The organism is Microbacterium resistens, assembly GCF_031456305.1.
GTDB classification, from domain to species: domain Bacteria; phylum Actinomycetota; class Actinomycetes; order Actinomycetales; family Microbacteriaceae; genus Microbacterium; species Microbacterium resistens_A.
The window spans coordinates 1-23345 of the sequence record NZ_JAVDUM010000003.1 but is presented as its reverse complement, the minus strand read 5'-3'; the positions used below and the strand labels follow the sequence as shown (position 1 = coordinate 23345).

Below are 23345 nucleotides of genomic sequence, written 5' to 3'. Positions count from 1 at the left end.
CCGCAGACCAGACCAGACACGATCAGCCCCGATCCGAGGAGAGACATGAGCAACGCCGACATCATCCGCGCCCACTACGCCGCCAGCGAGCGGGGCGACCTCGCGGGGATGCTCGCACCCCTCGACGAGGGGATCCGCTGGACCGAGGCCGCCGGCTTCCCCTATGCGGGCACCTACATCGGTCCCGCGGCCGTGGCCGAGAACGTCTTCTCCCGCATCCAGGCCGACTGGGACGACTACATGGTCGCGATCGACGAGGTCTTCGACGCCGGCGAGGCGGTCATCGCCATCGGCACCTACAGCGGCACCTACAAGGCGACGGGCCGCTTCTTCGTGGCGCGCGTCGCCCACGTGTGGCGCCTCCGCGACGGCAAGGCCGTCGCCTTCGAGCAGTTCACGGACACGGAGCTCGTCGGTCGCGCGATCCGCGACTGAGGGCACCGCCCACCATGCACCCCCACGGCGAGGGAGACCTCGCCCTTCCGAGAGGCAGGAATCACATGAACAAGCGGATCAGCGCCGCAGCGGCGCTCGTCGCCGTCGGCGCCCTCGTGCTCGCCGGCTGCGCCGGCGGGAGCGGCGATGGCGGTGGCGACGCCCCCATCGTCGTCGGCTCCGTCAACACCATCAGCGGCCCGGCGACCTTCCCCGAGGCCTCGCAGGCGGCGAAGGCCGTCTTCGACGCCTTCAACGCGGCAGGCGGCCTGAACGGCCGCACCATCGACTACAAGATGCTCGACGACAAGGGGGACCCGGCCACGGCCACCGCCTCGGCGCGCGAGATCGTGGGCAGCGACAACGCGGTCGCGCTCGTGGGCTCGGCGAGCCTGATCGAGTGCGAGATCAACGCGAAGTACTACCAGCAGGAGGGGATCCGGTCGATCCCCGGCATCGGCGTCGACACCGGCTGCTTCGACAGCGAGAACATCTCCCCGGCGAACGTCGGCCCGTTCAACGACATGACCCTCACGCTCATGTACGGCTCGGAGGCGCTGAAGCTCGACGACATCTGCGTCCTGCTCGAGATCGCGGGCTCCACCCGGCCGACCTACCAGGCGGCGATCGACAAGTGGACCGAGATCACCGGCAAGAAGCCGAAGTACGTCGACGACACCGTGCCCTACGGCGCCAGTGACTACACGCCGTACATCGTCAAGGCGCGTGAGGCCGGCTGCAAGGCCCTCGCGATCAACCCCGTCGAGCCCGATGCCATCGGCCAGGTCAAGGCCGCCAACGCCCAGGGCTGGAACGACGTGACCTGGCTCTACCTCACGAGCGTCTACAGCGAGAACTTCGCCCAGGCGATCGATGACGCCGGCGCCGGCATCTACGTCCCCGCGGAGTTCTACCCGTTCTCCGAGGAGAACGAGACCAACAAGGAATGGCGCGACCTGATGACGAAGAACGACATCCCGCTCACCTCGTTCAGCCAGGGCGGCTACCTCGCCGCGACGTACTTCATCGAGGTCCTGAAGACGATGAAGGGCGACATCAACCGGGAGACGGTGAGCGCGGCGCTGGCCTCCATGAAGCCGATCGAGAACCCGATGATCGGCACGCCGTACACCTTCGGGGTCGACAACACCGCCGGCTGGCCGATCGTCCTGAAGTCCGGGACCCACAAGTGGGAGAAGGTCGCCGAGGACTGGTTCCGCATCGGCGGCTGACCCATCCGCCCCTGCCGGCCCGGCTCATCCCGGGCCGGCGGGGATCCCTCAGAAAGGAGGCGCCATGCTGCAGGGCGCCATCGCCGGCCTCGCCGCCGGCGGGCTCTACGCCGTTCTCGCGGTGAGCCTCACTCTCATGTCCCGACTCGTCCGCGTCGTGAACTTCGCCCAGGCCGCCACGGGCATGTTCGGGGCCTTCGCCGCCGTCTGGCTCGTCACGGACCTGGGGCTGCCGATCTGGCTGGGATCCGTGCTCGGCATCCTGGTCGCCGGGCTCCTGGCCGCGACCATCGGATGGATCGCGGCGACCTGGCTCTCCGAGGCGTCCACCACCACGCGCTCGGCGATGACCGTCGGCCCGCTCCTCCTGCTCATCTCGCTGTCGTTCATCCTGTTCGGCAACAAGCCGCAGCCCTTCGCCCCCATCATCGCGGGCCCCGCGTTCCAGGTCGGCGGCGTCGTGATCAGCCAGGTGACGGTCGCCACCGTCCTCATGGCGATCGTCACGGCGGTCGGCGTCAAGGTCGTCCTCAGCCGCACCAGGGTCGGGACGCAGCTTCGGGCGCTGTCCGAGCGGCCGACGACCGCCGAGCTCCTGGGGATCCGCTCCCGCCCGCTCTCGATCGCCGTGTGGTTCGTCACCGGCGTCATCAGCGCGATCGCGATCATGATCGTCGCCCCGTCGCAGTCCAACGACGCCACGAGCCTTGCCCTGCTGATCATCCCCGCGGCCGCCGCGGCGCTGCTCGGCGGCTTCAAGCGCCTGGACCTCGCCGTGTTCGGCGGCCTGGTGCTGGGCGTGCTCGGCGGCCTCGTCGCGCAGATCGACGAGGTGGCGCTCGTGCGCAACTTCCTCCCGTTCCTGTTCATCGTCGTGCTGCTCCTGTGGACGCAGCGCAAGGAGGTGTGGGATGCCGCTCGCTGAACGCCCCTGGTTCCGGGTCTCCTGGCCCTTCGCCGCCGCCGTCGTCGCGATCCTGCTCGGGGTCGCCCTCTCCGGCGTGCTGCCGGGCTACTTCGTCTTCCTCGCGATCAGCGCCGTCACGGCCGCGATCGCGATCCTCGGCCTCGGCATCGTCACGGGCTCCGCGGGCATGATCGCGCTGTGCCAGCTCACCTTCGCCGCGATCGGCGCCTGGGTGGTGTCCCTCCTCAACGTGGCCCAGACACCCGGCGGGTTCCTGCTGTGGCTCGCGGCCGGCGCCGTCGCCGCCGGGATCGCCGGCGTCCTCGTCGGGCTCCCCGCACTGCGTCTGCGCGGCGTCAACCTCGCCGTGGTGACGCTCGGCTTCGCCGCAGCGGCCGATGTGACGCTCGTCCAGATCCAGTTCCCCGGATCCGCGGACGGCATCCCCGTCGAACGGCCGGCGATGTTCGCGAACGACAAGCAGTTCTTCGTCCTCTCGATCGTCGTCCTGGTCATCTGCTGTCTGGTCGTCTTCTTCCTGCAGCGCGGCCGGTGGGGCGCGAGCTGGAAGGCCGTCGCCTTCTCCGAGCGCGGGACGGCGGCGGCGGGGCAGAGCGTGCAGAGCGCGAAGCTCACCGCGTTCGCCGTCTCGGCCGCGCTCGGCGGCATCTCCGGCGGGCTGCTGGCGGGGCAGGTGCAGCTGCCGTTCGCATCGAGCTTCACGCCGCTGCAGTCGCTGGCCCTCTACGTGCTGGCGATCATGTCCGGCGCGCACCTCATCGACATGGCCGTCTTCGGCGGGCTCCTGTGGGTCCTCGTCCCCGAGCTCCTCAAGCGCTGGGGCGTGCCGCAGGACTGGGGGTTCGTCATCTTCGGCGCCCTGGGCGTCCAGGCCCTCACGAGCGGCACCAACCTCGGACAGGGCATCCGCAACCTCATCTGGCGCCGCCAGGACCGACGGACCGCCGAGGCGACGCTCACGGCGCTGCCCCCGGATGCGGGGGCAGGCGCGGAGGCTGTGACGACCACGACCACCGCGGCCATCGACGAGGCGGCTCTGAACGGCGAGCCCGTGCTCACGGTCGAGGGGCTCACGGTGCGGTTCGGTGCGCTCGCGGCACTGGACGGCGTGACCTTCCAGGTGCCCGCAGCCTCGATCATGGGGCTCATCGGCCCGAACGGCGCCGGGAAGTCGACGTTCGTCGATGCGATCAGCGGCTTCCTGCCCAAGCACGACGGCCGGGTGCTGCTCGGCGGACGCGACCTCGCCGGGCTCTCCCCGACGCGACGCGCACGCCTCGGCCTCCGCCGTACGTTCCAGCAGGATCGCGTGCCCCCGCTCCTCACCGTCGGCGCGTACGTGCGGTTCGTCGCCCGACGACGCCTCTCCTCCGCCGACATCGACGAGGCGCTGGCGTTCTTCGGCTGCCCGCCGGCGCGGGCCCGGCTCTCGCGCGTCGACGTCGGGACGCGGCGGCTCGTCGAGGTCGCCGCGGCCGTGCTGGCACGCCCCCGGCTGCTGATCCTGGACGAGCCGGCCGCCGGCCTCTCGCACGAGGAGCACCTGGCCCTCGCCGCGCGCCTGCGCGAGCTGCCGGCGCGCTACGGGATCGCGCTCATCATCATCGAGCACGACCTCGACCTCGTCCGCTCGGTCTGCCCCATGCTGACCGTCCTGGACTTCGGCAAGGTGCTGGCGAGCGGGCCGCAGGCCGAGGTGCTGTCGAACCCCGACGTGATCAAGGCCTACATGGGCGAGACGGAGCTGCTGTCATGAGCGAACTTGTGCTGGACTCCGTCACCGTCAGCCGCGGAGCAGGCCCCGTGATCTCGGACGTCTCCCTCACCGTCCGCGGCGGCGAGGTGCTCGCGCTCGTCGGGCCCAACGGCGCGGGCAAGACGAGCCTCATCGAGGCGATCTCCGGCGTCACCCCGCACTCGGCCGGCGCCCTCCTGCTGGACGGGGAGCCGATCGACCGGCTCTCCCGGGTCGCACGGGCACGGCGCGGCATCGTGCACATCGAGCAGGGGCGGGCGGTGTTCCCGTCCCTCACGGTCCGCGAGAACCTCTCCCTCACCGCGCGGACGCCGCAGGGGATCGAGGAGGCGCTCGCGCCCTTCCCGGAGCTGGAGAAGCGGATCGACTCGCCCACGGCCCTGCTCTCGGGCGGCGAGCAGCAGATGGTGGTGCTCGCGCGGGCGTTTGCGGCGAAGCCGCGCATCCTCCTCATCGACGAGATGTCCCTCGGCCTTGCCCCCGTGGTCTTCCTGCGACTGATGCCGATCGTGACCTCGATCGCGGAGTCCGGCGTCGGCGTGCTGCTCGTGGAGCAGTTCACCCAGCTCGCCCTCGGGCTCGCCAGGGAGGCGGTGGTCGTCGCCGGCGGCCGCATCTCCTTCCAGGGCACCTCGCAGGGCCTGAAGGCCGACCCCCACCTGCTGCACCGCGCCTACCTCGGCGGGTGAGGCGGCGGGGCGTCTCGCGGGGGCCGTCTCGGTGATCCGTCTCGGTGGTCCGTCTCGCGGCGGGGCGTCGGTTCCCCTCTACGCTGGGTTCATGACCCAGACTCTGCGCGCCCGTGCCGTCCTCCTCGACATGGACGGGACGCTCGTCGACTCGACGGCCGCGGTCGAGCGGCTGTGGCTGCGGTGGGCCGAGCCCCACGGGCTGGACCCGCAGACCGTGCTGAGCGTCGTCCACGGTCGGCAGGGTCATCAGAGCATGGCGATCCTCCTTCCGGAGCGCGATCATGCGGTCAACCTCGTCGAGAACGATGAGCTGCTCGCCCAGGAGAGCGCCGATGTCGACGGCGTCGTCGAGATCCCGGGCGCCGCCCGTTTCCTCGCCGCGCTGGAGGGGCTCCCCCACGCGATCGTGACCTCGGCGAACGTGCCGCTCATGACCGCGCGGATGCAGGCCGCGGCCCTGACTGTCCCCGCCGAGCACGTGACCGCGGAGGACGTGACCGCCTCCAAGCCCGACCCGCAGGGGTTCCTCCTCGGTGCGGAGCGGCTGGGCATCGACCCCGCCGACAGCATCGCCTTCGAGGACTCCGAGGCGGGCATCACCGCTGCCCGCGCCGCGGGGATGCGCGTGGTCGGGGTCGGTGCGGGCTCCGCGGCCTACGGTCCCGACGTCGTCGTCGACGACCTCACGACGGTCGCCGTCACGTCCGACGACGGCGGCATCGTCCTGACGATCGGCTGAGCTCTCTCCCCCTGAGCTGCTGCTCAGCTCTCTGCTCGCCGCAGTCCCCTGACTCGCGCTGCTCTTTCCTGCTCGCGCTGCTGTTCCCTGGCTCGCGCTGTCCTTCTCTGCTCGCGCTGCTCTTTCCTGATCCGCCATCGCGCTCGCGCTGCTGATCGCCGCTCACGCTGCCGAAAACTGAGCAGCGCATGCGGACTTCCGCAGCGCGACAGGAAAGGACAGCGCTACAGCCCCGCCCGCGCTGCCGTTCCCTGGCCGTGCTGCCGTTCCCTGGCCGTGCTGCTGTTCCCCGTCCGCGCTACAGTTCCCTGCCCGCGCTGCCGTTCCCTGGTGCGCTGCCCTTCCTGACTCGCGCGGTCCTTTCCTGATCCGCCTCGCCGCCACGCTGCTGATCCCCGCTCACGCTGTCGAAAACTGTGCAGCGCAAGCGAACTACAGCAGCGCGACAGGAAAGAGCAGCGCCGCGGCCCCACCCGCGGTGCGATTTCCTACCTGTACCTGTACCTGTACCTGTCCTCGCCTGCCCGCGCCTGCCCGCGCCGCCCTCTGGCTAGCGCTGCATTTCCTTGCCCGCGCTGCTCTTCCCTGATCCGCCTCGCCGTCACGCTGCTGATCCCTGCTCACGCTGTCGAAAACTGTGCAGCGCGGGCGAACTACAGCAGCGCGACAGGAAACGACAGCGCCAGAAAGAGCGGCGCGAGCGGAGCGGAGCAGCGGCGCGCAACGCGGGCAGCACGAGCGACGCCCGCGCTACATGCAGGCACTACATGCAGGGGCTACATGCCGGCGTGGTCGAAGGCGACCGTGGGGAGGTCCACCACGTGCGCACCGCCGTCGGCGACGATCACGGCTCCGGTGATGTAGGAGGACTCGGACGAGCCGAGGAAGCGCACGACGGCGGCGATCTCGGAGGGAAGGGCCGGACGCCGCAGCGGCACGTCCGCGGTCACCGCGGCGTACGCCTCCTCGCGCGAGGCGAGCGCGGCGTGGGCGGCGAACTCGTCCATCTCCTCGTCCGCCATCGGCGTCTGCACCCACCCCGGGCACACCGCGTTCACACGCACGCCGTGCCGGCCGTAGTCGCGGGCCAGGGTGCGGGTCAGGCCGATGAGCGCATGCTTGCCGACCGTGTATCCCGCCACCGAAGGACCGGCGAACAGCCCGGCGAGGGAGGAGACGACGACGATCTGCCCCTTCGCCTCGATGAGCGCCGGCAGCGCCTCGCGCGCCATCGTGAACGCGGTCGTGAGATTGGCGCGCAACGCCGCGTTCCATCCCGCGTCGTCGGTCTCCGCGACCGGGGAGAAGCCGTGTCCGCCGGCGTTCGCCACGAGAACGTCGATGCGGCCGAACCGCGCGAGCGTCTCGGCGACGGCACGCCGGGCGTCCTCGGTCTCGGCCGCGTCCGCCACGATCGGATGCGCGCCGACGGAGCGCTCGACCGCGCGGAGCGGCTCCTCGCGGCGTCCGACGACGACGACGTGGGCGCCCTCGCCCGCGTACCGCTCCGCGACAGCCGCCCCGATGCCGGTGCCTCCCCCGGTGATGACGACGACGCGTCCTGCGACGCTCGATCCGAAGGTCTGTCCCATGCTCTTCTCCTGTCGACGACTGATACTCGATGGCTGTTGCGGATGACTGATGCCGGATGACTGTTGCTGCTCGAATGCGGCCGCGCGTCAGGCGGGGAAACCCGATCGCGCGCTGTACCCGAAGTCGCTGAGGATCCCGGTCCCGTTGACGGCCCTGGTCCGCGGCGAGGCCAGGTACGCGACGTGCGCGGCGACCTCGTCCGCCGTCTGTACCGGATAGCCCACGCCCTCGAAGCCAGCGGCTCCGGAGCCGACGCCCTCGAAACCAGCGCCCTCGAAACCTGTGCCCTCGAAGTCCTCGATCCCGAGGTCGGCGCGGCTCATCGGCGTGTCCACGATCGAGGGCGAGACGGTCGTCACGCGGATCCCCGACGGCGCGAGGTCGACCGACAGCGCTCTGCCGAACTGCACGAGCGCCGCCTTGGAGGCGCAGTAGGGGGCCATGCCGGGCGATGCCACGACGGCGGAGTCGCTCGCGACGAGCACGACCGACGCGCGATCCGCCTCGCGCAAGGCCGGCAGCGCGTGCTTGAGCACGAGGAAGGCGCCGGTGACGTTGACGGCGAACACCGCGTCCCACTCCGCCCGTGCGATCCCCTCGATCCCGGAGCCGACCGGGCCGGAGATCCCCGCGCAGCAGACGACCGTGTCGAGCCCGCCGAGCCGCTCGCGGGCGATCGCGACGGCCGCGGCCACCTGCTCCTCGTCCGTGACGTCGGCGACGAGCAGCGCCGCGCCGGGCGACAGCTCCTCGTCCGTCCGGCGGAGGCCGGGCTGATCGCGATCGAGGAGCGCGAGGCGCATCCCCTCCGCCGTCAGCGTCCGGGCGACGCCTCGGCCGATCCCGCCGGCCGCGCCCGTGACCAGGGCGCTCCTGCCCCGCAGCTCCAGCTCCATCGCCGTCCCTTCACCGATCACGCAGCTCCGTCACACGGATCCGTCGCGCGGCTCCGTCGGTCGGCAGTCGGTCGGCAGCCGATCCGCGGCCCGCCCCGCCATCCTGCTCCGGCACGGCCGCCGGTGCGGGACGGCGCCGACGGCTGTGCACCCTGGCACCACGGTCCTTCGCTCAGGGTCAAGTCGCCGTCCACGCCAACGGGCAGACTCGCAGCACCCCCATCCGGCGCGAGCATCGACGCCCGCACCGCCGCACCACTCCTCAGGAGCGCGATCGCCGCCCTGGTCACCCGAGCGAAGGAGCCGACGTGGCATCGCAGACCTCCCCCTCTTCCCCTCCCGGCCCCAATCCCTCCCCGTCCTCGCCGGACGCCTCCCACACCGCGCTGCGGCCGGGCGCCCTGGGCGTCGCCGGGATCGTGTTCCTGGTCCTCGCGGCCGTGGCGCCGCTCACCGGCATCGTCGTCGTCGCCTCGCTCGCGATCGCGCTCGGCAACGGCGGCGGGACGCCCGTGTCGTTCTTCCTCGTGGCGACGATCCTGCTGCTGTTCGCCGTGGGCTACGCGCAGATGTCGAAGCAGCTGGTCAGCGCCGGCGGCTTCTACGCGTTCGTGGTCAAGGGCCTCGGCCGCACCGGCGGGCTCGTCGCAGGCCTCATCGCCACCCTCGGCTACAACTTCTTCGTCGTCGGCACGATCGGCACGAGCGGCTTCTTCATGCAGTCGATCATCCGCGAGCTCACCGGCTTCGACATGAGCTGGATCCTCTGGGGCCTGCTGTCGATCGCGGTCTGCTTCATCCTCGCCCGCATCGGCGTCGACTTCTCCTCGAAGATCCTCGGGGTGTGCCTGGTGCTGGAGGTGCTGATGCTCGTCGTCTTCGACATGTCGGTGCTCGTGCAGACCGGTTACGACGTGTCGGCCTTCAGCCCCGAGGCGGTGTTCGGCGGCTCCCTGCCGATCGGCCTGCTACTCGCCGCGACGGGGTTCCTCGGCTTCGAGGCCACCGCGCTGTTCGGCGAGGAGGCGAAGACGCCGCTGCGGACCATCCCGCGCGCCACCTACACCGCGATCACCGCGATCGGCGTCATCCTCGGCGTGACGACCTGGGCCGTCGTGAGCGCCACCGGCGTCGCACAGGCGCAGGCGACCGCGCGGGAGCACCTCCCCGCGGGCGATCTCATCTTCTCCGTCGCCGAGCGGTATCTGGGCGGCCCGCTCACCGTCGTCATGCAGATCCTGCTGCTGGTGAGCCTGTTCGCCGCGATGCTCGCGTTCCACAACTCCGCCTCCCGCTACCTCTACTCCCTGGGCCGCGCCCGCGTCCTGCCCCATGCGCTCGCCAGGACGCGTCCCGGCGGCGCCCCGCAGATCGCCGGGATCGTCCAGGCCGGCTTCGCCGCGATCGTCGCCCTGGTCTTCTTCCTCACCGGGGCCGATCCGATGATCACGCTCGTCCCCGCGATGCTCGGGTTCGGCACCCTGAGCGTGCTGATCCTCCAGGGGCTCGCCGCGCTGTCGATCGTGGTGTTCTTCCGCAGGCAGGGCGACCGACGCTGGTGGAGCACTCTCTTCGCCCCCGGGATCGGCTTCCTCGGGATCGCCGCGATCTCGATCCTCGCCGTGGTGAACTTCGACATCGTCGCGGGCTCGCAGGAGATCGCGATCCGGCTGATGCCGCTGCTGTTGGTGCTCGCCCTGGTCGGCGGAGTGGTCTACGCCGCCTACCTCCGACGCGCACGGCCCGCGGTCTACGCCGGGCTCTCGTCCGACCTGGAGAGGTTCAGCGTCCGCTGAGCGCCCCCTCCCTTCCTCCCGCTCCGATTTCCCGCCACACAAGGAGAGACATGACCACGATGAACCCCGCCGACACCTCCACCTGGCTGCCGCTGGACGGCCTCGCCCCCGGGTTCGATGCGAACAAGGCCACGCCCTCCACGGCGCTGGCGGGGCGCGAGGTGAACGTGACCGCACCGGACGGCACCCGCATCGCGCACCGCTTCGGCGAGGACCGCGTGGCCTGGTCCTTCGTGCCCGGCACGGACGACGACTCCCCCGCCTCGACGGGGGACGACGCCTACGAGGCGTTCGAGGTGGACGACGGCCTCCTCTTCGTGCAGTTCCCCCACGACTCCCGTCCCACCGAGGCCGTCTCCCTCGTCGTCGACCTCCGCCACGGCAGAGTCCTGTCGATCGTCAGCAGGATCCTGGCGCCGGAACCCGGGCGGACGCGGGTGCAGCACGCCTTCGTGCCCGCCGAGATCGACGGGGCCGCCGTCTCCGGGACGGCCCCCGCACCGACCACCGCCCTGATCGGACGCCGCGTGGAATGGGTCTACAGCCCCGAGCACGCCTACGAGCACGTCTACCTCTCCTCCCGCTGGTACTCCTGGCAGTGCCTCGCTGGCCCCGAGCGAGGACTGGCCGACACCGACGAGAACAGCGTGTGGGAGATCCGCCCCGGCATCTACGTCTTCGCCTGGCGTGAGAAGGTCATCCCCTGCGCGTCGGTCACGATCGCGGACCACCGCGATGCCGGCCGGATCCGCTCGCACGGTGTCCTGTTCGGCCTCGACGAGTCCGGCGAGGTTCCGACGCACTTCACCTTCGGCGCCTGGGGGCGGCTGATCTCGGTCACCTCCCACACGCCGGAGCTGGAGCCCGCCTCGTTCGGTCAGGCCTGAGGAGGGGTCATGGAGCAGGAGCACGCCGACCTGATCCTCGTCGCATCGACGATCCGCACCGTGGACCGCACGGCGCCCGAGGCACGAGCGATCGCCGTCCGGGACGGGCGGATCGCCGCGATCGGCACCACCGCCGAGGTCGAGAGGCTGCGCGGCCCCGGGACGGAGGTGCGCGATCTCGGCGACGCCGTCGTGTATCCGGGGTTCGTGGACGTGCACACGCACCACGCGATCGCCGGCCGGACCGAGCTGTTCGAGCTGGCTCTCCCGCCCTCGCTCACGCTCGACGAGATCCTCGCCCGCGTCCGGGCGACGGCGGAGGCCCTTCCGGAGGACGCCTGGATCGTCGGCGGCGTCGTCGCCACGACCCTGCTGCCCTCGCTCGCGGACACGGCCACGCGCCTCCGGCTCGACGAGGCGGCGGGCGGGCGCCCTGTGGTGATCGTGGAGGACTCGCGGCACAACCGCTGGGCGAGCACGCGCGCCATGGAGCTGGCCGGGATCACCGCCGCCACGCCGCCCGCGGGCGGCGTCACGGTGCTCGACCCCGTCGACGGAACGCCGACCGGCGTGCTCCTGGAGGCCGCGGGCATCCCCGTCCAGGAGGCGTACGACCGCTCAGGGGGCCTGACCCGCGCGCAGCACGTCGCCGCCTCGCGGCGAGGCGTCGAGCTCCTCAGCTCCTTCGGCATCACCGCGTTCCAGGACGCCGGCGTCTCGACAGACATCCTGGACGCCCTCGCCCTGCTCGACCGGGACGGTGAGCTGAACGCCTGGGTGGTCTCGTCGTTGCTCGTCAACGACGAGATCTTCGGGTTCGACCCGATCGGCGAGGCGCTCATCGACCGGGGCGAGGGGTTCCGCACCGCGCATCATCGGCCGGACTTCGTGAAGATCTTCCTGGACGGGGTCCCACCCGCCCGGACGGCCTCGTTCCTCGAGCCCTACGTCGCCGACGCGGCGCACGGGGCCCACTTCCACGGCGAGACGACGATGACGAGCGAGGAGCTCCACGGGTGGCTGCGCGCGGTCGCGGACCGCGGCCTCGGCGCCAAGGTGCACTGCACGGGCGACGGCTCGGCCAGGCTCGTGCTCGACGTCGCGGAGCGGCTGCGCGCGGAGGGCGTGACGACGCCGATCCAGGTCGCCCACGGGCAGTTCCTCGCGGAGGCCGATATCCCGCGCCTCGCCGAGCTGGACGTCTCGGCCGACATCTCCCCGTTCATCTGGTTCCCCGGCGTCATCCCGCAGGCGCTCGCGGAGGTCCTCGGCCCTCGCGCGGAGCACTCCCAGCCGAACCGCTCGCTGCTCGACGCCGGCGCGCTCGTCGCGGGCGGCTCGGACTGGCCGGTGAGCGAGTCGCCGAACCCGCTGGAGGGGATCCAGGGGCTCGTGACCAGGGCGGATCCGCTGAAGCGGGCGCCGGGCACCCTCTGGCCCTCGGAGGCGATCTCCGCCTCCGAGGCCCTGGAGGTCTTCACGATCAACGCGGCACGGGCGATGGGCGTCGGCGCCGAGACCGGCTCGCTGGAGGTCGGGAAGTCCGCCGACCTCGTCGTGCTCGACCGCGACGCGATCGCGGGTCACCCCGATTCGATCATCGAGGCCCGCGTCCTCTCGACCTGGTTCGCCGGTCGCGAGGTCTACACCGCCCCCTGACCCCGTCCCGCCCCCGCCCCCGCCCGCCCCCTGGCGCCCTTGACCCTCTTGACCGCGAGACTGCAACTGCGTCTCGAGACAGCGTAATTTTCACGCAGTCTCGGAACGCAGTTGCAGTCTCGGGGTTGGGGGCGGCGCGACCTGGGCCGGCGGCGGGGCCGGCTCAGCCGGCGTCCTCCTGTAGGAAGCGGGCGCCGCGCTCACCGATCATGGCCGCCGGGGCGTTGGTGTTCCCGGTGGGGACGCGGGGCATCACCGAGGCGTCGATCACCCGCAGCCCCTCGATGCCGCGCACCCGCAGCCGCGGATCCACGACGCTCGCCGCATCCGATCCCATCCGGCAGGTGCCGACCTGGTGGTGGTAGGTGATCGCGGTGCGGCGCACCCAGTCCTCGACCCCGTCGTCGGCGACCTCCGGCCCCGGATAGACCTCGACCGCGCCCCACTCCTCGGCGAGCGCCGGGCGCGCCCCGATCCGCCGGCACTGCCGCACCGAGGCGGCGAGGGCTGCGACGTCGCGCTCGTCCTCGAGAGCGGCGAGGTCGATGAGGAGCGGATCGGACAGCCCCGGCCCCGAGAGGCTCAGCGCCCCGCGGCTGTACGGGGTGACGAGCCCGGCCATCAGCGTGAAGCCGTCGTCCCCCCGCGGCTCCAGCTCGCCCCACATCGGCACCGAGAAGTTGATCGGCTGGGTGTCCGGCTCGTCGAGCCCCGCCCGGCTGCGCCAGAACAGATGCGTCTGCGTGACCGAGACGCCGGGGGTCGGCGGGCCGACGCGGCGGGCCGAGGTCGTGAAGACCACCGGGGAGAGGAGGTGGTCGTGCAGGTTCGCGCCGACGCCCGCGGCGTCCCGGACCACCTCGATCCCGAGCGCCTCCAGCGCGGCGCGCGGACCGATGCCGGAGCGGAGGAGGATCGCGGGGCTCCCCAGTGCACCGCCGGCGAGGACCACCTCGTCCGCGCGCAGCTCCCGCTCGTCCGCCGCCTCGCCGAGGCGCACGCCGACGGCCCTGCCGTCCTCGACGATCACCGAATGCACCTCGGCATCGGTGACGATCGTGAGGTTCGCCGCAGAGCGGATCGGCTCGACGTACGCGGTCCAGGTGTTGGCCCTGCGACCGTCCCGCATCGTCACCTGCTCCTGGGAGATGCCGTCGAGCGTCCCCGCGTTGTAGTCGGGGTTGTGCGCCAGCCCCTCCTGCACGGCCGCGTCGATGATCGACTGCTGGACCGGGACCAACGGGTAGTCGGCGGTCACCGGGAGGAGGTCGTTCTCGATGGCCCGGAACACCGGCTCCACCTCGCCCCAGCCCCAGCCGGTCGCGCCGTCCTGCTCCCAGCGGTCGTAGTCGGAGGCGGCCCCGCGCACCCAGATCATGGCGTTGAGCGCGTGCGACCCGCCGGTCACCCGGCCCCGGGGCAGGTGCAGCCGGCGTCCGCCCGCGTGCTCCTGCGGCACGGTCCGGTAGCCCCAGTCCTCGGCGGAGTCCCAGAGCTCGCCCGCGCGGGACGGATCGTGGATGGCGGGGTTGACGTCGTAGCCTCCGGCCTCGACGAGGGTGACCTCGTATCCGGCGTCGACCAGGCGGCGGGTGACGATGCTCCCCGAGGTGCCTGCCCCGACGACGATGACCGAGCGCGCCACGGCGGTCAGCCCTTCCGTCCGGGGCCGCTCACGACCTGGGAGACGGCGACGGACTTCAGTCCCTCGACGCCGAACTCCAAGCCGTAGCCCGAGCTCTTCACCCCGCCGAAGGGGACCATCGGGTGCAGGCCGCCGTGGGAGTTGATCCAGACGGTCCCGGACTGCATGCGCGTCGCGACGGCACGCGCGGCCTCAGGGTCGCTCGCCCAGACCGAGGCGCCGAGGCCGACGTCGAGGCCGTTCGCGCGGGCGATCGCCTCGTCCACGTCGGAGTACCGGATGACCGGGAGCGCCGGCCCGAACTGCTCCTCGTCCACGAGCGCGGCGCCGTCCTCGATGTCCGCGACGATCGTCGGACGGTAGAACAGCTCGCCGAGCTCGGTGGCCGCCTCCCCGCCGGTGACGATGCGGGCGCCCCGCTCCCTGGCGTCCGCCACCAGGCGCTCGACGATGTCGAACTGCGCCCGGTTCTGCAGCGGGCCGAGCACGTTGCGCTCGTCGAGCCCGTTGCCGATCGGGACGGTCGACGCGATGGCCGCGAGCGCGTCGACCACCTCCTCGTAGATCGAGTCGTGCACGTAGAGGCGCTTCATCGCGGCGCAGGTCTGCCCGGTGTTGATGAACGCGCCCCAGAACAGGTCCTCCGCGATCGCCGCGGGATCGGTTCCGGGGAGCACGATGCCGGCGTCGTTCCCGCCGAGCTCGAGCGTGAGCCGGGCGAGGTTGCCGGCGGAGCTCTCGATGATCTTGCGCCCGGTCGCGGTCGATCCGGTGAACATCACCTTGTCGATGTCCGGATGCGAGGACAGGCGCGCGCCGATCTCGCGATCCCCCGAGACGCCGATCAGGACGTCGGCGGGGAGCACCTCGTTCATGACCGACAGCATCGCCAGCACGCTCAGCGGGGTGTACTCGCTGGGCTTGACGACGACGGCGTTGCCCATTCGCAGCGAGGGGCCGATCTGCCAGATGGAGATCATCAGCGGCCAGTTCCACGGCCCGATCGCGCCGACGACGCCCGCGGCCTTGTACACGAGCTCGGCGTGCAGGGTCTCGTCGTCCACGAGCACCTCGGGCTCGATCACGATCCCGGCGTTCGTCCGCAGCCAGGCCGAGCAGGCGCCCAGCTCGAACCGCGCGTTCGGGCCGTTGAGGGGCTTGCCCTGCTCGCGGGAGAGCAGATGCGCCAGCCCCTCGGCGTTGGCGTCGATCGCGTCGGCGGCGGCGAGGAGGAGCTCGCTGCGCCTCGCGTGCCCGAGCGCCTCCCAGGCGGGCTGGGCGGCGCCGGCGCGCGCGATCGCGTCGTCGAGGTCGGCGACCGTCTGCACGGGTGCGCGACCGATGACCTCGCGGGTTGCGGCGTCGGGGATGTCCCGCCCCGCCCCTTCCGGCGCCTGGATGCGGTCGAGCAGTGCGGTTGCGGCGGCTGCGGCGGATTCGGACATCGATGTCTCCTCACGGTGATGCGTCGGACTCCACAGCCTCGGGACGGCAGCTGAACTGTGGAGTCCTGTCCATTCTCGTGCCGGCCCCGGCACCGGCACTTGACCGCGAGCGCGCCGGAGATGACCCTGGGCGTACGGTTCCGCGGGCTCAGGGCCTGGACCAGTCCTCGAAGATCAGCGTCGTCCTGGTGGAGCGGATCGACGGGATCGCCTGGATGTCCTCCAGGACGATCCTGCGCAGGTCCCTGGCGTCGCGGGCGCGCACCAGGAGGATGACGTCGAAGTCTCCGCCGGCGAGCGCCATGTGCTCGACCTCGGGGATGCGCTGGAGCCGGTCGCGCACGTCCTGCCAGGTGGTCTGCTCGATCGCCAGCATGACGTAGGCCGAGGCGTGGTGGCCGAGCAGCACCGGATCGGTCCGCACGGCGTAGCCCGCGATGACGCCGGCGTCCGTGAGCCTCTTGATCCGCGCATGGGCGCCGGCGCGGGAGATGTGCACGGCCTCGGCGATGGCCGTCATCGACGCTCTCGCGTCCCGGCGGAGCTCCGCGAGGATCGCGCGGTCCATGTCGTCGATCTCGGTCATCGGGACTCCTTCGTCGTTTGATCCGTTCAGCGCGTCACTGACACTCTGCATCATCTGGCGCCCTCATGCACGCAGACGTTCAGCATTTCCTTGATCCCATTGGACGATTGCATGGCGCGACGCAGACTAGGACGCAAGGTTCGGCAAGGAAGGCGGACACGCATGCAGGACGATCTGCTCCCCCGCGACATCCCCGTGCAGCTCATCGACGTCGACGGCACGGCCTCGCCCGACGACCGCTACACGCTCCCCGATGAGGACGCGCTGCTGCGCGCCTACCGCGGCCTCGTCGAGGGACGACGCGTCAACGACCAGGCCGGGGCGCTCGTGCGGCAGGGCCGGCTCGCCGTCTACCCGTCCTCGCACGGCCAGGAGGCCTGTCAGGTGGCGGCCGCCCAGGTCCTCGGCGAGCGCGACTGGCTCTTCCCCACCTACCGGGACTCGGTCGCCGTCATCGCCCGCGGCGTGCCGGCCGCCGAGGCGATGGTCCTCCTCAAGGGCGACTGGCACTCGGGCTACGACGTGCACGCGCATCGCGTCGCGCCGCAGGCGACGCCGCTGGCGACCCAGCTGCTGCACGCGGTGGGCTTCGCGTACGCGGCCCGACGGCGCGGGGAGGACACCGTGGTGCTCGCGCTGTGCGGGGACGGCGCGACGAGCGAGGGCGACTTCCACGAGGCGATGAACTTCGCCGCCGTGTTCCAGGTGCCCGTGGTGTTCTTCGTCCAGAACAACGGCTTCGCGATCTCGGTCCCCCTCTCGCGTCAGACGCATGCGCCGTCCCTCGCGCACAAGGCGATCGGGTACGGGATGCCGGGACAGCGGGTCGACGGCAACGACGTCGCCGCGGTCCTCGCCGTGCTGGGCGAGGCGGTCGATCGCGCCCGCCGCGGCGACGGGCCGTCGCTCGTCGAGGCGCACACCTATCGGATGCAGGCCCACACGAACGCGGATGACGACACCCGCTACCGGGAGCGCGCCGAGGTGCAGGAGTGGCTGGCGCGCGATCCGCTGCTGCGGCTCCGCGCCCATCTCACGACCGGCGGCGTGCTGGACGAGGAGACCGAGGCGCGTCTCGCGGACGGGGCCGAACGGATCGCGACCGACCTCAGGGCGGCGCTGAACGCGGAGTCCGACCTCGACCCGGAGGACCTGTTCCGCTTCGTCCGCACGACCCGATCCCCGCAGCTCGACGAGCAGTGGGCGCTCCTGCACGGGGAGCTCCTCCGCGGGGAGCTCGCGCGGATGTCGCCCGAGGAGACCACGACCGCCGGAGGCACCCGATGACGCTCATGCACGACGCGCCCCGCACGGCCGCACGGAACGGCGCCTCCCCCGGCCCATCTGCCGCCGCCTCGCCTTCCACCTCGCCTTCCGCCGCTTCTCCCGCCGCACCTTCCGGCACGATCCGGACGATGACGATGGCCGCCGCCCTGAACCTGGCCCTCGCCGACGCGATCGCCGCCGACCCGGAGGTCGTGGTCTTCGGCGAGGACGTCGGCGCGCTCGGCGGCGTGTTCCGCATCACCGACGGCCTGGCCGCGCGCTTCGGCGAGGACCGCTGCTTCGACACCCCGCTCGCGGAGTCCGGCATCGTCGGCACCGCGGTGGGCATGGCGATGAACGGCATGCGACCGGTCGTCGAGATGCAGTTCGACGCCTTCGCTCTCCCCGCCTTCGAGCAGGTGGTCAGCCACGTCGCCAAGCTCCCCAACCGCACCCGGGGCGCGCTCCGCATGCCCCTCGTCATCCGCATCCCGGTCGGCGGCGGCATCGGCGGCGTGGAGCACCACTGCGACTCGTCCGAGGCCTACTACGCGCACACCCCGGGCCTGACCGTGGTCACCCCGTCCACCCCGCAGGACGCGTACTCGCTGCTGCGCGCGGCGATCGCATCCCCGGACCCGGTCGTCTTCCTCGAGCCCAAGAAGCTGTACTGGGCCAAGGGCGAGGTGGACACCTCGGCCGTCGCGGAGCTCGGCACCGCGCGGGTCGCCCGAGACGGCACCGACGTGACCGTGATCACGTACGGCGCCTCGGTGGCCGTCGCGCAGGAGGCGGCCGACATCGCCGCCGGCGAGGGACGGAGCGTGCAGGTTGTCGACGTGCGCTCGCTCTCGCCGTTCGACGACGCGACGGTCCTCGCCGCCGTCCGCTCCACCGGGCGCGCGGTCGTCCTCGCCGAGGCGCCCGGGTACGCCAGCGTCGCCGCCGAGATCCAGGCCAGGGTGTCGGAGCGCTGCTTCGAGCACCTCGAGGCCCCGGTCCGCCGGGTGACCGGGTTCGACGTGCCGTTCGCGCCGCCGAAGTTCGAGCACTGGTACCTCCCCGATGCCGACCGGCTCCTCGACGCCATCGACACCCTGCACTGGGACGACGATCCGGACACGGAGGAGGGTCGATGAGCACGGCGACGACGCGGGTCTTCCGTCTGCCCGACCTCGGCGAGGGGCTCACCGAGGCGGGCCTCGTCCACTGGCTCGTCGCGGTCGGCGACACGATCGGCACCGACCAGCCGATCGCCGAGGTGGAGACGGCGAAGAGCATCGTCGAGCTGCCCTCCCCCTTCGCCGGGGTCGTCCTCGCCCTGCACGGCGAGCCGGGCGACACGATCGACGTCGGAGCCCCCGTGCTGGAGGTCGGCGATGAGGACACGAGCTCCGCACCCGACGCCGGTTCCCCTGATGCTGGTTCGTCCGATCCGCACGAGGCGTACCGCACCGAGGAGCGGGCGGGCGCGGGAAGCGGCTCCGGCAACGTGCTGATCGGCTACGGGACGACCGAGCGCGCGGGCTCCGGCCGCCGTCGCGCGCGGCTCTCCCGAGCAGCGGCATCGCGCCCCGACGCGAACGTCTCCAACACGAACGCCTCCAACGTTCCCCGGCCCGCGGCGCCCGGGCATCGCACGATCGCTGTGCGCTCGCCGATCGTCCGCCGTCTCGCCCGCGAGCTCGGCGTCGACCTCCGCGCCCTCGTCCCCACGGGCTCCGACGGCGCGATCACCCGTGCCGACGTGCTGCGCGCGTCCGAGGTCAGCGCCGGAACGTCACCGGACAACACCGTGCGCACGTCCGAGAGCATGTCCGGGAGCACGTCCGTGAGCAGCGCTGCGGGTGCGTCGGCCGAGGTGATCGAGGGACTTGCGGTGGCCTCCCGGGAGCGGATGTCCCCGCTCCGCAAGGCCGTGAGCGCGACGCTGAGCCGTAGTCGCTCCGAAATCCCCGAGGCCACGGTGTGGGTCGACGTCGATGCGACGAGGCTGTGGCGGCTCCGCGGCAGGATCGCCGCCGAGGGCGGGCATGGCCCGTCGCTCACGGCGCTCATCGCGCGGTTCACGCTGATCGCACTGTCCGAGTTCCCCCTGCTCGCCGGACGACTGAGCGGCGACGCCACGGAGATGCTGACCTTCGACGGGGTGAACCTCGGCGTCGCGACCGACACCGCACGGGGACTGATGGTCCCCGTCCTCCCCCGCGCGCACGGGCTCACGGTCGATGAGCTGGACGCGGCACTCCGCGAGCTCGCGGGCGCCGCACGGTCGGGCACACTGCCTCCGGAGCGCCTGCGCGGATCGACCTTCACGCTGAACAACTACGGCTCCCTGGGCGTGGACGGCTCGGCGGCCATCATCAACCACCCGGAGGTGGCGATCCTCGGCATCGGCCGGATCATCGAGCGCCCCTGGGTCGTGAAGGGCAGGATCGTGCCCAGGAGGATCGTCCAGCTCTCGCTCGTGTTCGATCACCGGGTGTGCGACGGCGGCTACGCCGCGGGCTTCCTCCGTCGCGTGGTCGAGCTGATCGAGCACCCCCTCCGCGCCTACGGCCGCCTCTGACGGCGTCCCCGCGACCCGGCCCCACGACCGCCGTCGGCTCGTCCCTCCGACCGCCCCGGGTCCGTCCGCGCTCCGGTCGCCCCGGCCCGTCCGGTCGCGACCGACCCGTCCGGTCGCGAAAACGGCCACCGCCATCGCTTCCGGTCGCGAAAACGGCCGCCCAAACCGGTCCGATGCGGCAGTTTTCGCGACCGGAAGCGGTCTCCTGCCACGCCGTGGCGGGTGGGGCCGGGCTCCAGCGGGCCGCAGGCTGGGCCGGGGCGGGTGGATCAGGCCGAGGCGGGGAGCCCCTCGTCCTCCTCGCGGACCGTGCCCTTGGACGACCACGGGAAGTCGATCCAGAGATCGGTGTCCTTCCAGGTGTAGTCGGGCTGGATGACCGTCGTCGGCTTGGCGTAGATCGTCACGGAGCGGACGTCGGCGCCCTTCGCCTTGAGCAGCTCCACCGCGAGCGCGAGCGTGCGTCCCGAATCGGCGACGTCATCGACCAGCAGCACTCGACGGCCACCGAGGTACTCCATGTCGAGCTCGGGCGGGAGGACCTCCGGAGCGTCCAGCACCGTGCCGATCCCGGTGTAGAACTCGACGTTGATCGCGCCGCAGTTCTTCGCGCCCAGGCCGTAGGCGATCGCGCCCGCGGGCAGCAGGCCGCCGCGGGCGATCGCGACGACGACCTCCGTCTCGAAGCCGCTGCTCAGGATCCGCCGCGCCAGATCGCGCGTCGCCACTCCGAAACCGTCCCACGTGAGCGTCTCGCGCTCGACAGGTGCATCCGTCATGGACCAACTCTCCCACGTCGCGCACCCCGCCGATACGCGTCGCGACGAGACCGGGCCGGGCCGGGCCGGCAGGTTGGGGCGGCCGGGCCGGGCGGGCAGGTTGGGGCGGCCGGGCCGGGCGGGCAGGCCGCCGATTCCTCGGCCGCGGGGCGCGGTAGAATCGTCACGTCCGGCGTCCCCGTGCCGCCGGTGCTCGAAAAAGGGGCACGAAGCCCGCGGCGCGATGACGCCCGCGGGACGAGACACATACGGAAATCCCCATCCGTCTGCCGTCTCGAAAGGCATCGTCATGTCCACCGTCTCCGCCCATGTCGCCCTCACCCTGGCCCAGCACATCGACGCCGTCTTCGGCGTGATGGGCAACGGGAACGCCTATTTCCTCGACGCGATCGAGAGGCAGACCGCCGCGACGTTCACCGCCGTCCGGCACGAGCAGGGCGCCGTGGTCGCCGCCGACGCCCACTTCCGCGCCTCCGGCCGCATCGCCGCGGCCACGACGACCTACGGCGCCGGGTTCACGAACACCCTCACCGCGCTCGCCGAGGCGGTCCAGGCGCACGTCCCCCTCGTCCTCGTCGTCGGGGACGAGCCGACCTCCGGCCCCCGCCCCTGGGACGTCGACCAGATCGCGCTCGCCTCCGCCGTCGGCGCCCGCACCTATACGACCGGCCGCACCGATGCCGCGGCGACCACCGTGATCGCCATCGAGCACGCGCTGACCTATCGCGTCCCGGTCGTCCTGGCGATCCCCTATGACGTCGCCGCCCGTGAGGCGGGCGATGTGCCCACCGCACCGGCCCCGCGCATCCCCTCCCCCCTCGCCCCGGCCGGGGAGTTCGCCGACGGCGTCCTCGACAAGATCGCCGATGCTCTGCGGACGTCCGAGCGCCCGTTCCTCCTCGCCGGTCGCGGCGCCTGGCTCGCCGGTGCGGGCGAGGCCCTCGGCGCCCTCGCAGCGGCGACCGGCGCGTTTACCGCCTCCTCCGCGCTCGGCCGCGGCATCTTCCCGGACGCCCGCTACGACCTCGGCGTGACCGGCGGCTTCGGCGCCGACGGGGCCATGTCCCTCGTCCGCGAGGCCGACGTCGCCGTCGTCTTCGGCGCCTCGCTGAACCAGTTCACGATGCGGTTCGGCGAGCTGTTCGCGCCAGGGACCCGTGTGTTCCAGGTCGATGTCGCCCCCGCCGCGACCCATGCCCACGTCGGCGGCTACGTCCGCGGGGACGCCCGCCTGGTGGCCGAGGCGCTCGTCTCCCGCCTCGGGAACGGAGACGGTGCCGGTGTTGATGGCGATGCCGGCGCCGGCGCCGGTGCCGATGGCGGGCACGTCGGGTCGGGATGGCGGGAGAGCGTCGACCTCACCGGCGTCCGCGCGTACGCCGCCGGAGACGATCTCGCCGCGGACGGACGCCTCGACCCCCGGTCCGCCGCACGAAGGATCGCCGAGCTCCTCCCGGAGGACCGGGTCGTCGTCTCCGACGGCGGCCACTTCATCGGCTGGGCGAACATGTACTGGCCGGTCGCCTCTCCCGACCGCATGATGATGATCGGAACCGCGTTCCAGTCCATCGGACAGGGCTGGCCGAGCGTGGTGGGCGCGGCCGCCGCCCGCCCCACCTCCACGGTCGTGCTCACCAGCGGCGACGGCGGCGGGCTCATGGCCATCGCCGACCTCGAGTCCGCCGTGCGCGCAGCCGGCGGCCGGGGGATGGCGGTCGTCTGGAACGACGCGGCCTACGGCGCCGAGGTGAACCTCTACGGCCTCAAGGGGCTCGCGGAGGGGCCGATGCGGATCCCCGAGGTGGACTTCGCGGCCTTCGCCGCCGCCGTCGGCGCGGAGGGCGTCGTCGTCCGCACGCTCGCCGATCTCGACCGCCTCGCGACCTGGGCAGCGGAGGATCCGTCCTCCCGCCCCTTCCTGGTGCTCGATCTGCGGATCTCCGGCGAGATCATCGCGCCGTACCAGCAGGAGATCATCCGCGTGAACTCCTGACCCGACGGGCCGCCCCGCCGCAGGTCCGCGACACACCTGCGCGGCCTACTCTCTGCACACCTGCACATCTGCACACCTGCACGACCCGGGCACACCCGCACGACTTATCTCCGCACGTCTGCACGACGCGGGCACACTTGCACGATCGATCCCCTGTTCCGATCGTGCAGACGTGTCCGCGTCGTGCAGGTGTGTCGTGTTCCTTCGGGCCCGGACGACGTCATCGACCGCTCAGGACAACGCCCCGACCACTCGGACCACTCGGACCACTCCGACGACTCGGACCACTCCGACGACCGGACCACTCCGGTCGGACTCCGCGCCACGCGACCCGACGGATCCGTCCCCGGATACGGGTTATAGGCCAGAAAGAGTGGATGGGTTCGGGCGTGGCGGCGTCAGTGGACGTGCCCTGACCGTGCCCAGAGGCCTTCGTCGGCGGATATGCC

19 protein-coding genes are annotated in these 23345 nt (G+C 72.0%); 13 read left to right on the top strand and 6 right to left on the bottom strand.

Annotation, left to right across the window (positions count from 1 at the left end):
* Positions 1–45: 45 nt before the first annotated feature.
* The 6 genes from J2Y69_RS04010 (at position 46) to J2Y69_RS03985 (ending at position 5782) form a co-directional block, all read left to right on the top strand.
* Positions 46–435 carry a nuclear transport factor 2 family protein gene (locus J2Y69_RS04010; protein ID WP_310017816.1) on the top strand — a complete coding sequence of 130 codons (390 nt, stop codon included), beginning with the start codon at positions 46–48 and terminating at the stop codon, positions 433–435.
* A gap of 65 nt (positions 436–500) precedes the next feature.
* Positions 501–1667 (top strand): ABC transporter substrate-binding protein, encoded by a 1167-nt coding sequence (locus tag J2Y69_RS04005; protein WP_310017814.1) that lies wholly within the window; start codon positions 501–503, stop codon positions 1665–1667.
* A gap of 64 nt (positions 1668–1731) precedes the next feature.
* Positions 1732–2592, top strand: coding sequence for a branched-chain amino acid ABC transporter permease (locus J2Y69_RS04000; protein WP_310017812.1), 861 nt, complete (start codon positions 1732–1734; stop codon positions 2590–2592).
* A complete protein-coding gene (locus J2Y69_RS03995) occupies positions 2579–4351 on the top strand; it encodes a branched-chain amino acid ABC transporter ATP-binding protein/permease (RefSeq protein WP_310017811.1) in 1773 nt (590 codons plus the stop codon). The genes J2Y69_RS04000 and J2Y69_RS03995 overlap by 14 nt, the downstream gene beginning before the upstream one ends.
* Entirely contained in the window at positions 4348–5040 is a 693-nt protein-coding gene (locus J2Y69_RS03990) for an ABC transporter ATP-binding protein (RefSeq protein WP_310017809.1), read from the top strand. Before J2Y69_RS03995 ends, J2Y69_RS03990 begins: the two co-directional genes overlap by 4 nt.
* A gap of 91 nt (positions 5041–5131) precedes the next feature.
* Positions 5132–5782, top strand: a complete 651-nt coding sequence (locus J2Y69_RS03985; RefSeq protein ID WP_310017807.1) for an HAD-IA family hydrolase — start codon at positions 5132–5134, stop codon at positions 5780–5782.
* A gap of 776 nt (positions 5783–6558) precedes the next feature.
* Here J2Y69_RS03985 and J2Y69_RS03980 read toward each other — a convergent pair.
* Together J2Y69_RS03980 and J2Y69_RS03975 are read right to left on the bottom strand one after the other, a co-directional pair.
* Positions 6559–7374, bottom strand: coding sequence for an SDR family NAD(P)-dependent oxidoreductase (locus J2Y69_RS03980; protein ID WP_310017805.1), 816 nt, complete (start codon positions 7372–7374; stop codon positions 6559–6561).
* A gap of 87 nt (positions 7375–7461) precedes the next feature.
* Complete coding sequence (locus J2Y69_RS03975) at positions 7462–8292, bottom strand: SDR family NAD(P)-dependent oxidoreductase (RefSeq protein ID WP_310017803.1); 831 nt, start codon at positions 8290–8292, stop codon at positions 7462–7464.
* 287 nt (positions 8293–8579) lie between these two features.
* Here J2Y69_RS03975 and J2Y69_RS03970 point away from each other — a divergent pair, with 287 nt between their 5' ends.
* Genes J2Y69_RS03970 through J2Y69_RS03960 form a run of 3 tightly spaced genes read left to right on the top strand, consistent with a single transcriptional unit; the run spans position 8580 to position 12613 of the window.
* Complete coding sequence (locus J2Y69_RS03970; protein WP_310017798.1) at positions 8580–10067, top strand: APC family permease; 1488 nt, start codon at positions 8580–8582, stop codon at positions 10065–10067.
* Between the two features lie 50 nt (positions 10068–10117).
* Positions 10118–10954, top strand: coding sequence for a molybdenum cofactor biosynthesis F family protein (locus J2Y69_RS03965; RefSeq protein ID WP_310017796.1), 837 nt, complete (start codon positions 10118–10120; stop codon positions 10952–10954).
* 9 nt (positions 10955–10963) lie between these two features.
* A complete protein-coding gene (locus tag J2Y69_RS03960; protein ID WP_310017794.1) occupies positions 10964–12613 on the top strand; it encodes an amidohydrolase in 1650 nt (549 codons plus the stop codon).
* A gap of 163 nt (positions 12614–12776) precedes the next feature.
* Here the strand turns inward: J2Y69_RS03960 and J2Y69_RS03955 are convergent, their stop codons facing one another.
* The 3 genes from J2Y69_RS03955 to J2Y69_RS03945 form a co-directional block, all read right to left on the bottom strand.
* Entirely contained in the window at positions 12777–14258 is a 1482-nt protein-coding gene (locus tag J2Y69_RS03955; RefSeq protein WP_310017793.1) for a GMC family oxidoreductase, read from the bottom strand.
* Between the two features lie 5 nt (positions 14259–14263).
* On the bottom strand, positions 14264–15703 hold the full coding sequence (locus tag J2Y69_RS03950) for an aldehyde dehydrogenase family protein (protein WP_310017791.1): 1440 nt from the start codon (positions 15701–15703) through the stop codon (positions 14264–14266).
* A 148-nt stretch (positions 15704–15851) separates the two neighbouring features.
* Positions 15852–16289 (bottom strand): Lrp/AsnC family transcriptional regulator, encoded by a 438-nt coding sequence (locus J2Y69_RS03945; protein WP_310017789.1) that lies wholly within the window; start codon positions 16287–16289, stop codon positions 15852–15854.
* A 162-nt stretch (positions 16290–16451) separates the two neighbouring features.
* On the opposite strand from J2Y69_RS03945, the gene J2Y69_RS03940 reads away from it, so the two are divergent.
* Genes J2Y69_RS03940 through J2Y69_RS03930 form a run of 3 tightly spaced genes read left to right on the top strand, consistent with a single transcriptional unit; the run spans position 16452 to position 20124 of the window.
* Complete coding sequence (locus J2Y69_RS03940; RefSeq protein WP_310017787.1) at positions 16452–17576, top strand: thiamine pyrophosphate-dependent enzyme; 1125 nt, start codon at positions 16452–16454, stop codon at positions 17574–17576.
* On the top strand, positions 17573–18694 hold the full coding sequence (locus J2Y69_RS03935) for an alpha-ketoacid dehydrogenase subunit beta (RefSeq protein ID WP_396653035.1): 1122 nt from the start codon (positions 17573–17575) through the stop codon (positions 18692–18694). Before J2Y69_RS03940 ends, J2Y69_RS03935 begins: the two co-directional genes overlap by 4 nt.
* Positions 18691–20124: a dihydrolipoamide acetyltransferase family protein gene (locus J2Y69_RS03930; RefSeq protein ID WP_310017783.1), complete on the top strand. Its 1434-nt coding sequence runs from the start codon at positions 18691–18693 to the stop codon at positions 20122–20124. Before J2Y69_RS03935 ends, J2Y69_RS03930 begins: the two co-directional genes overlap by 4 nt.
* A gap of 269 nt (positions 20125–20393) precedes the next feature.
* On the opposite strand, the gene J2Y69_RS03925 is transcribed toward J2Y69_RS03930, so the two are convergent.
* Complete coding sequence (locus tag J2Y69_RS03925; protein ID WP_310017780.1) at positions 20394–20903, bottom strand: phosphoribosyltransferase; 510 nt, start codon at positions 20901–20903, stop codon at positions 20394–20396.
* Between the two features lie 289 nt (positions 20904–21192).
* On the opposite strand from J2Y69_RS03925, the gene J2Y69_RS03920 reads away from it, so the two are divergent.
* Complete coding sequence (locus J2Y69_RS03920) at positions 21193–22896, top strand: thiamine pyrophosphate-binding protein (protein ID WP_310017778.1); 1704 nt, start codon at positions 21193–21195, stop codon at positions 22894–22896.
* Positions 22897–23345 lie beyond the last annotated feature (449 nt).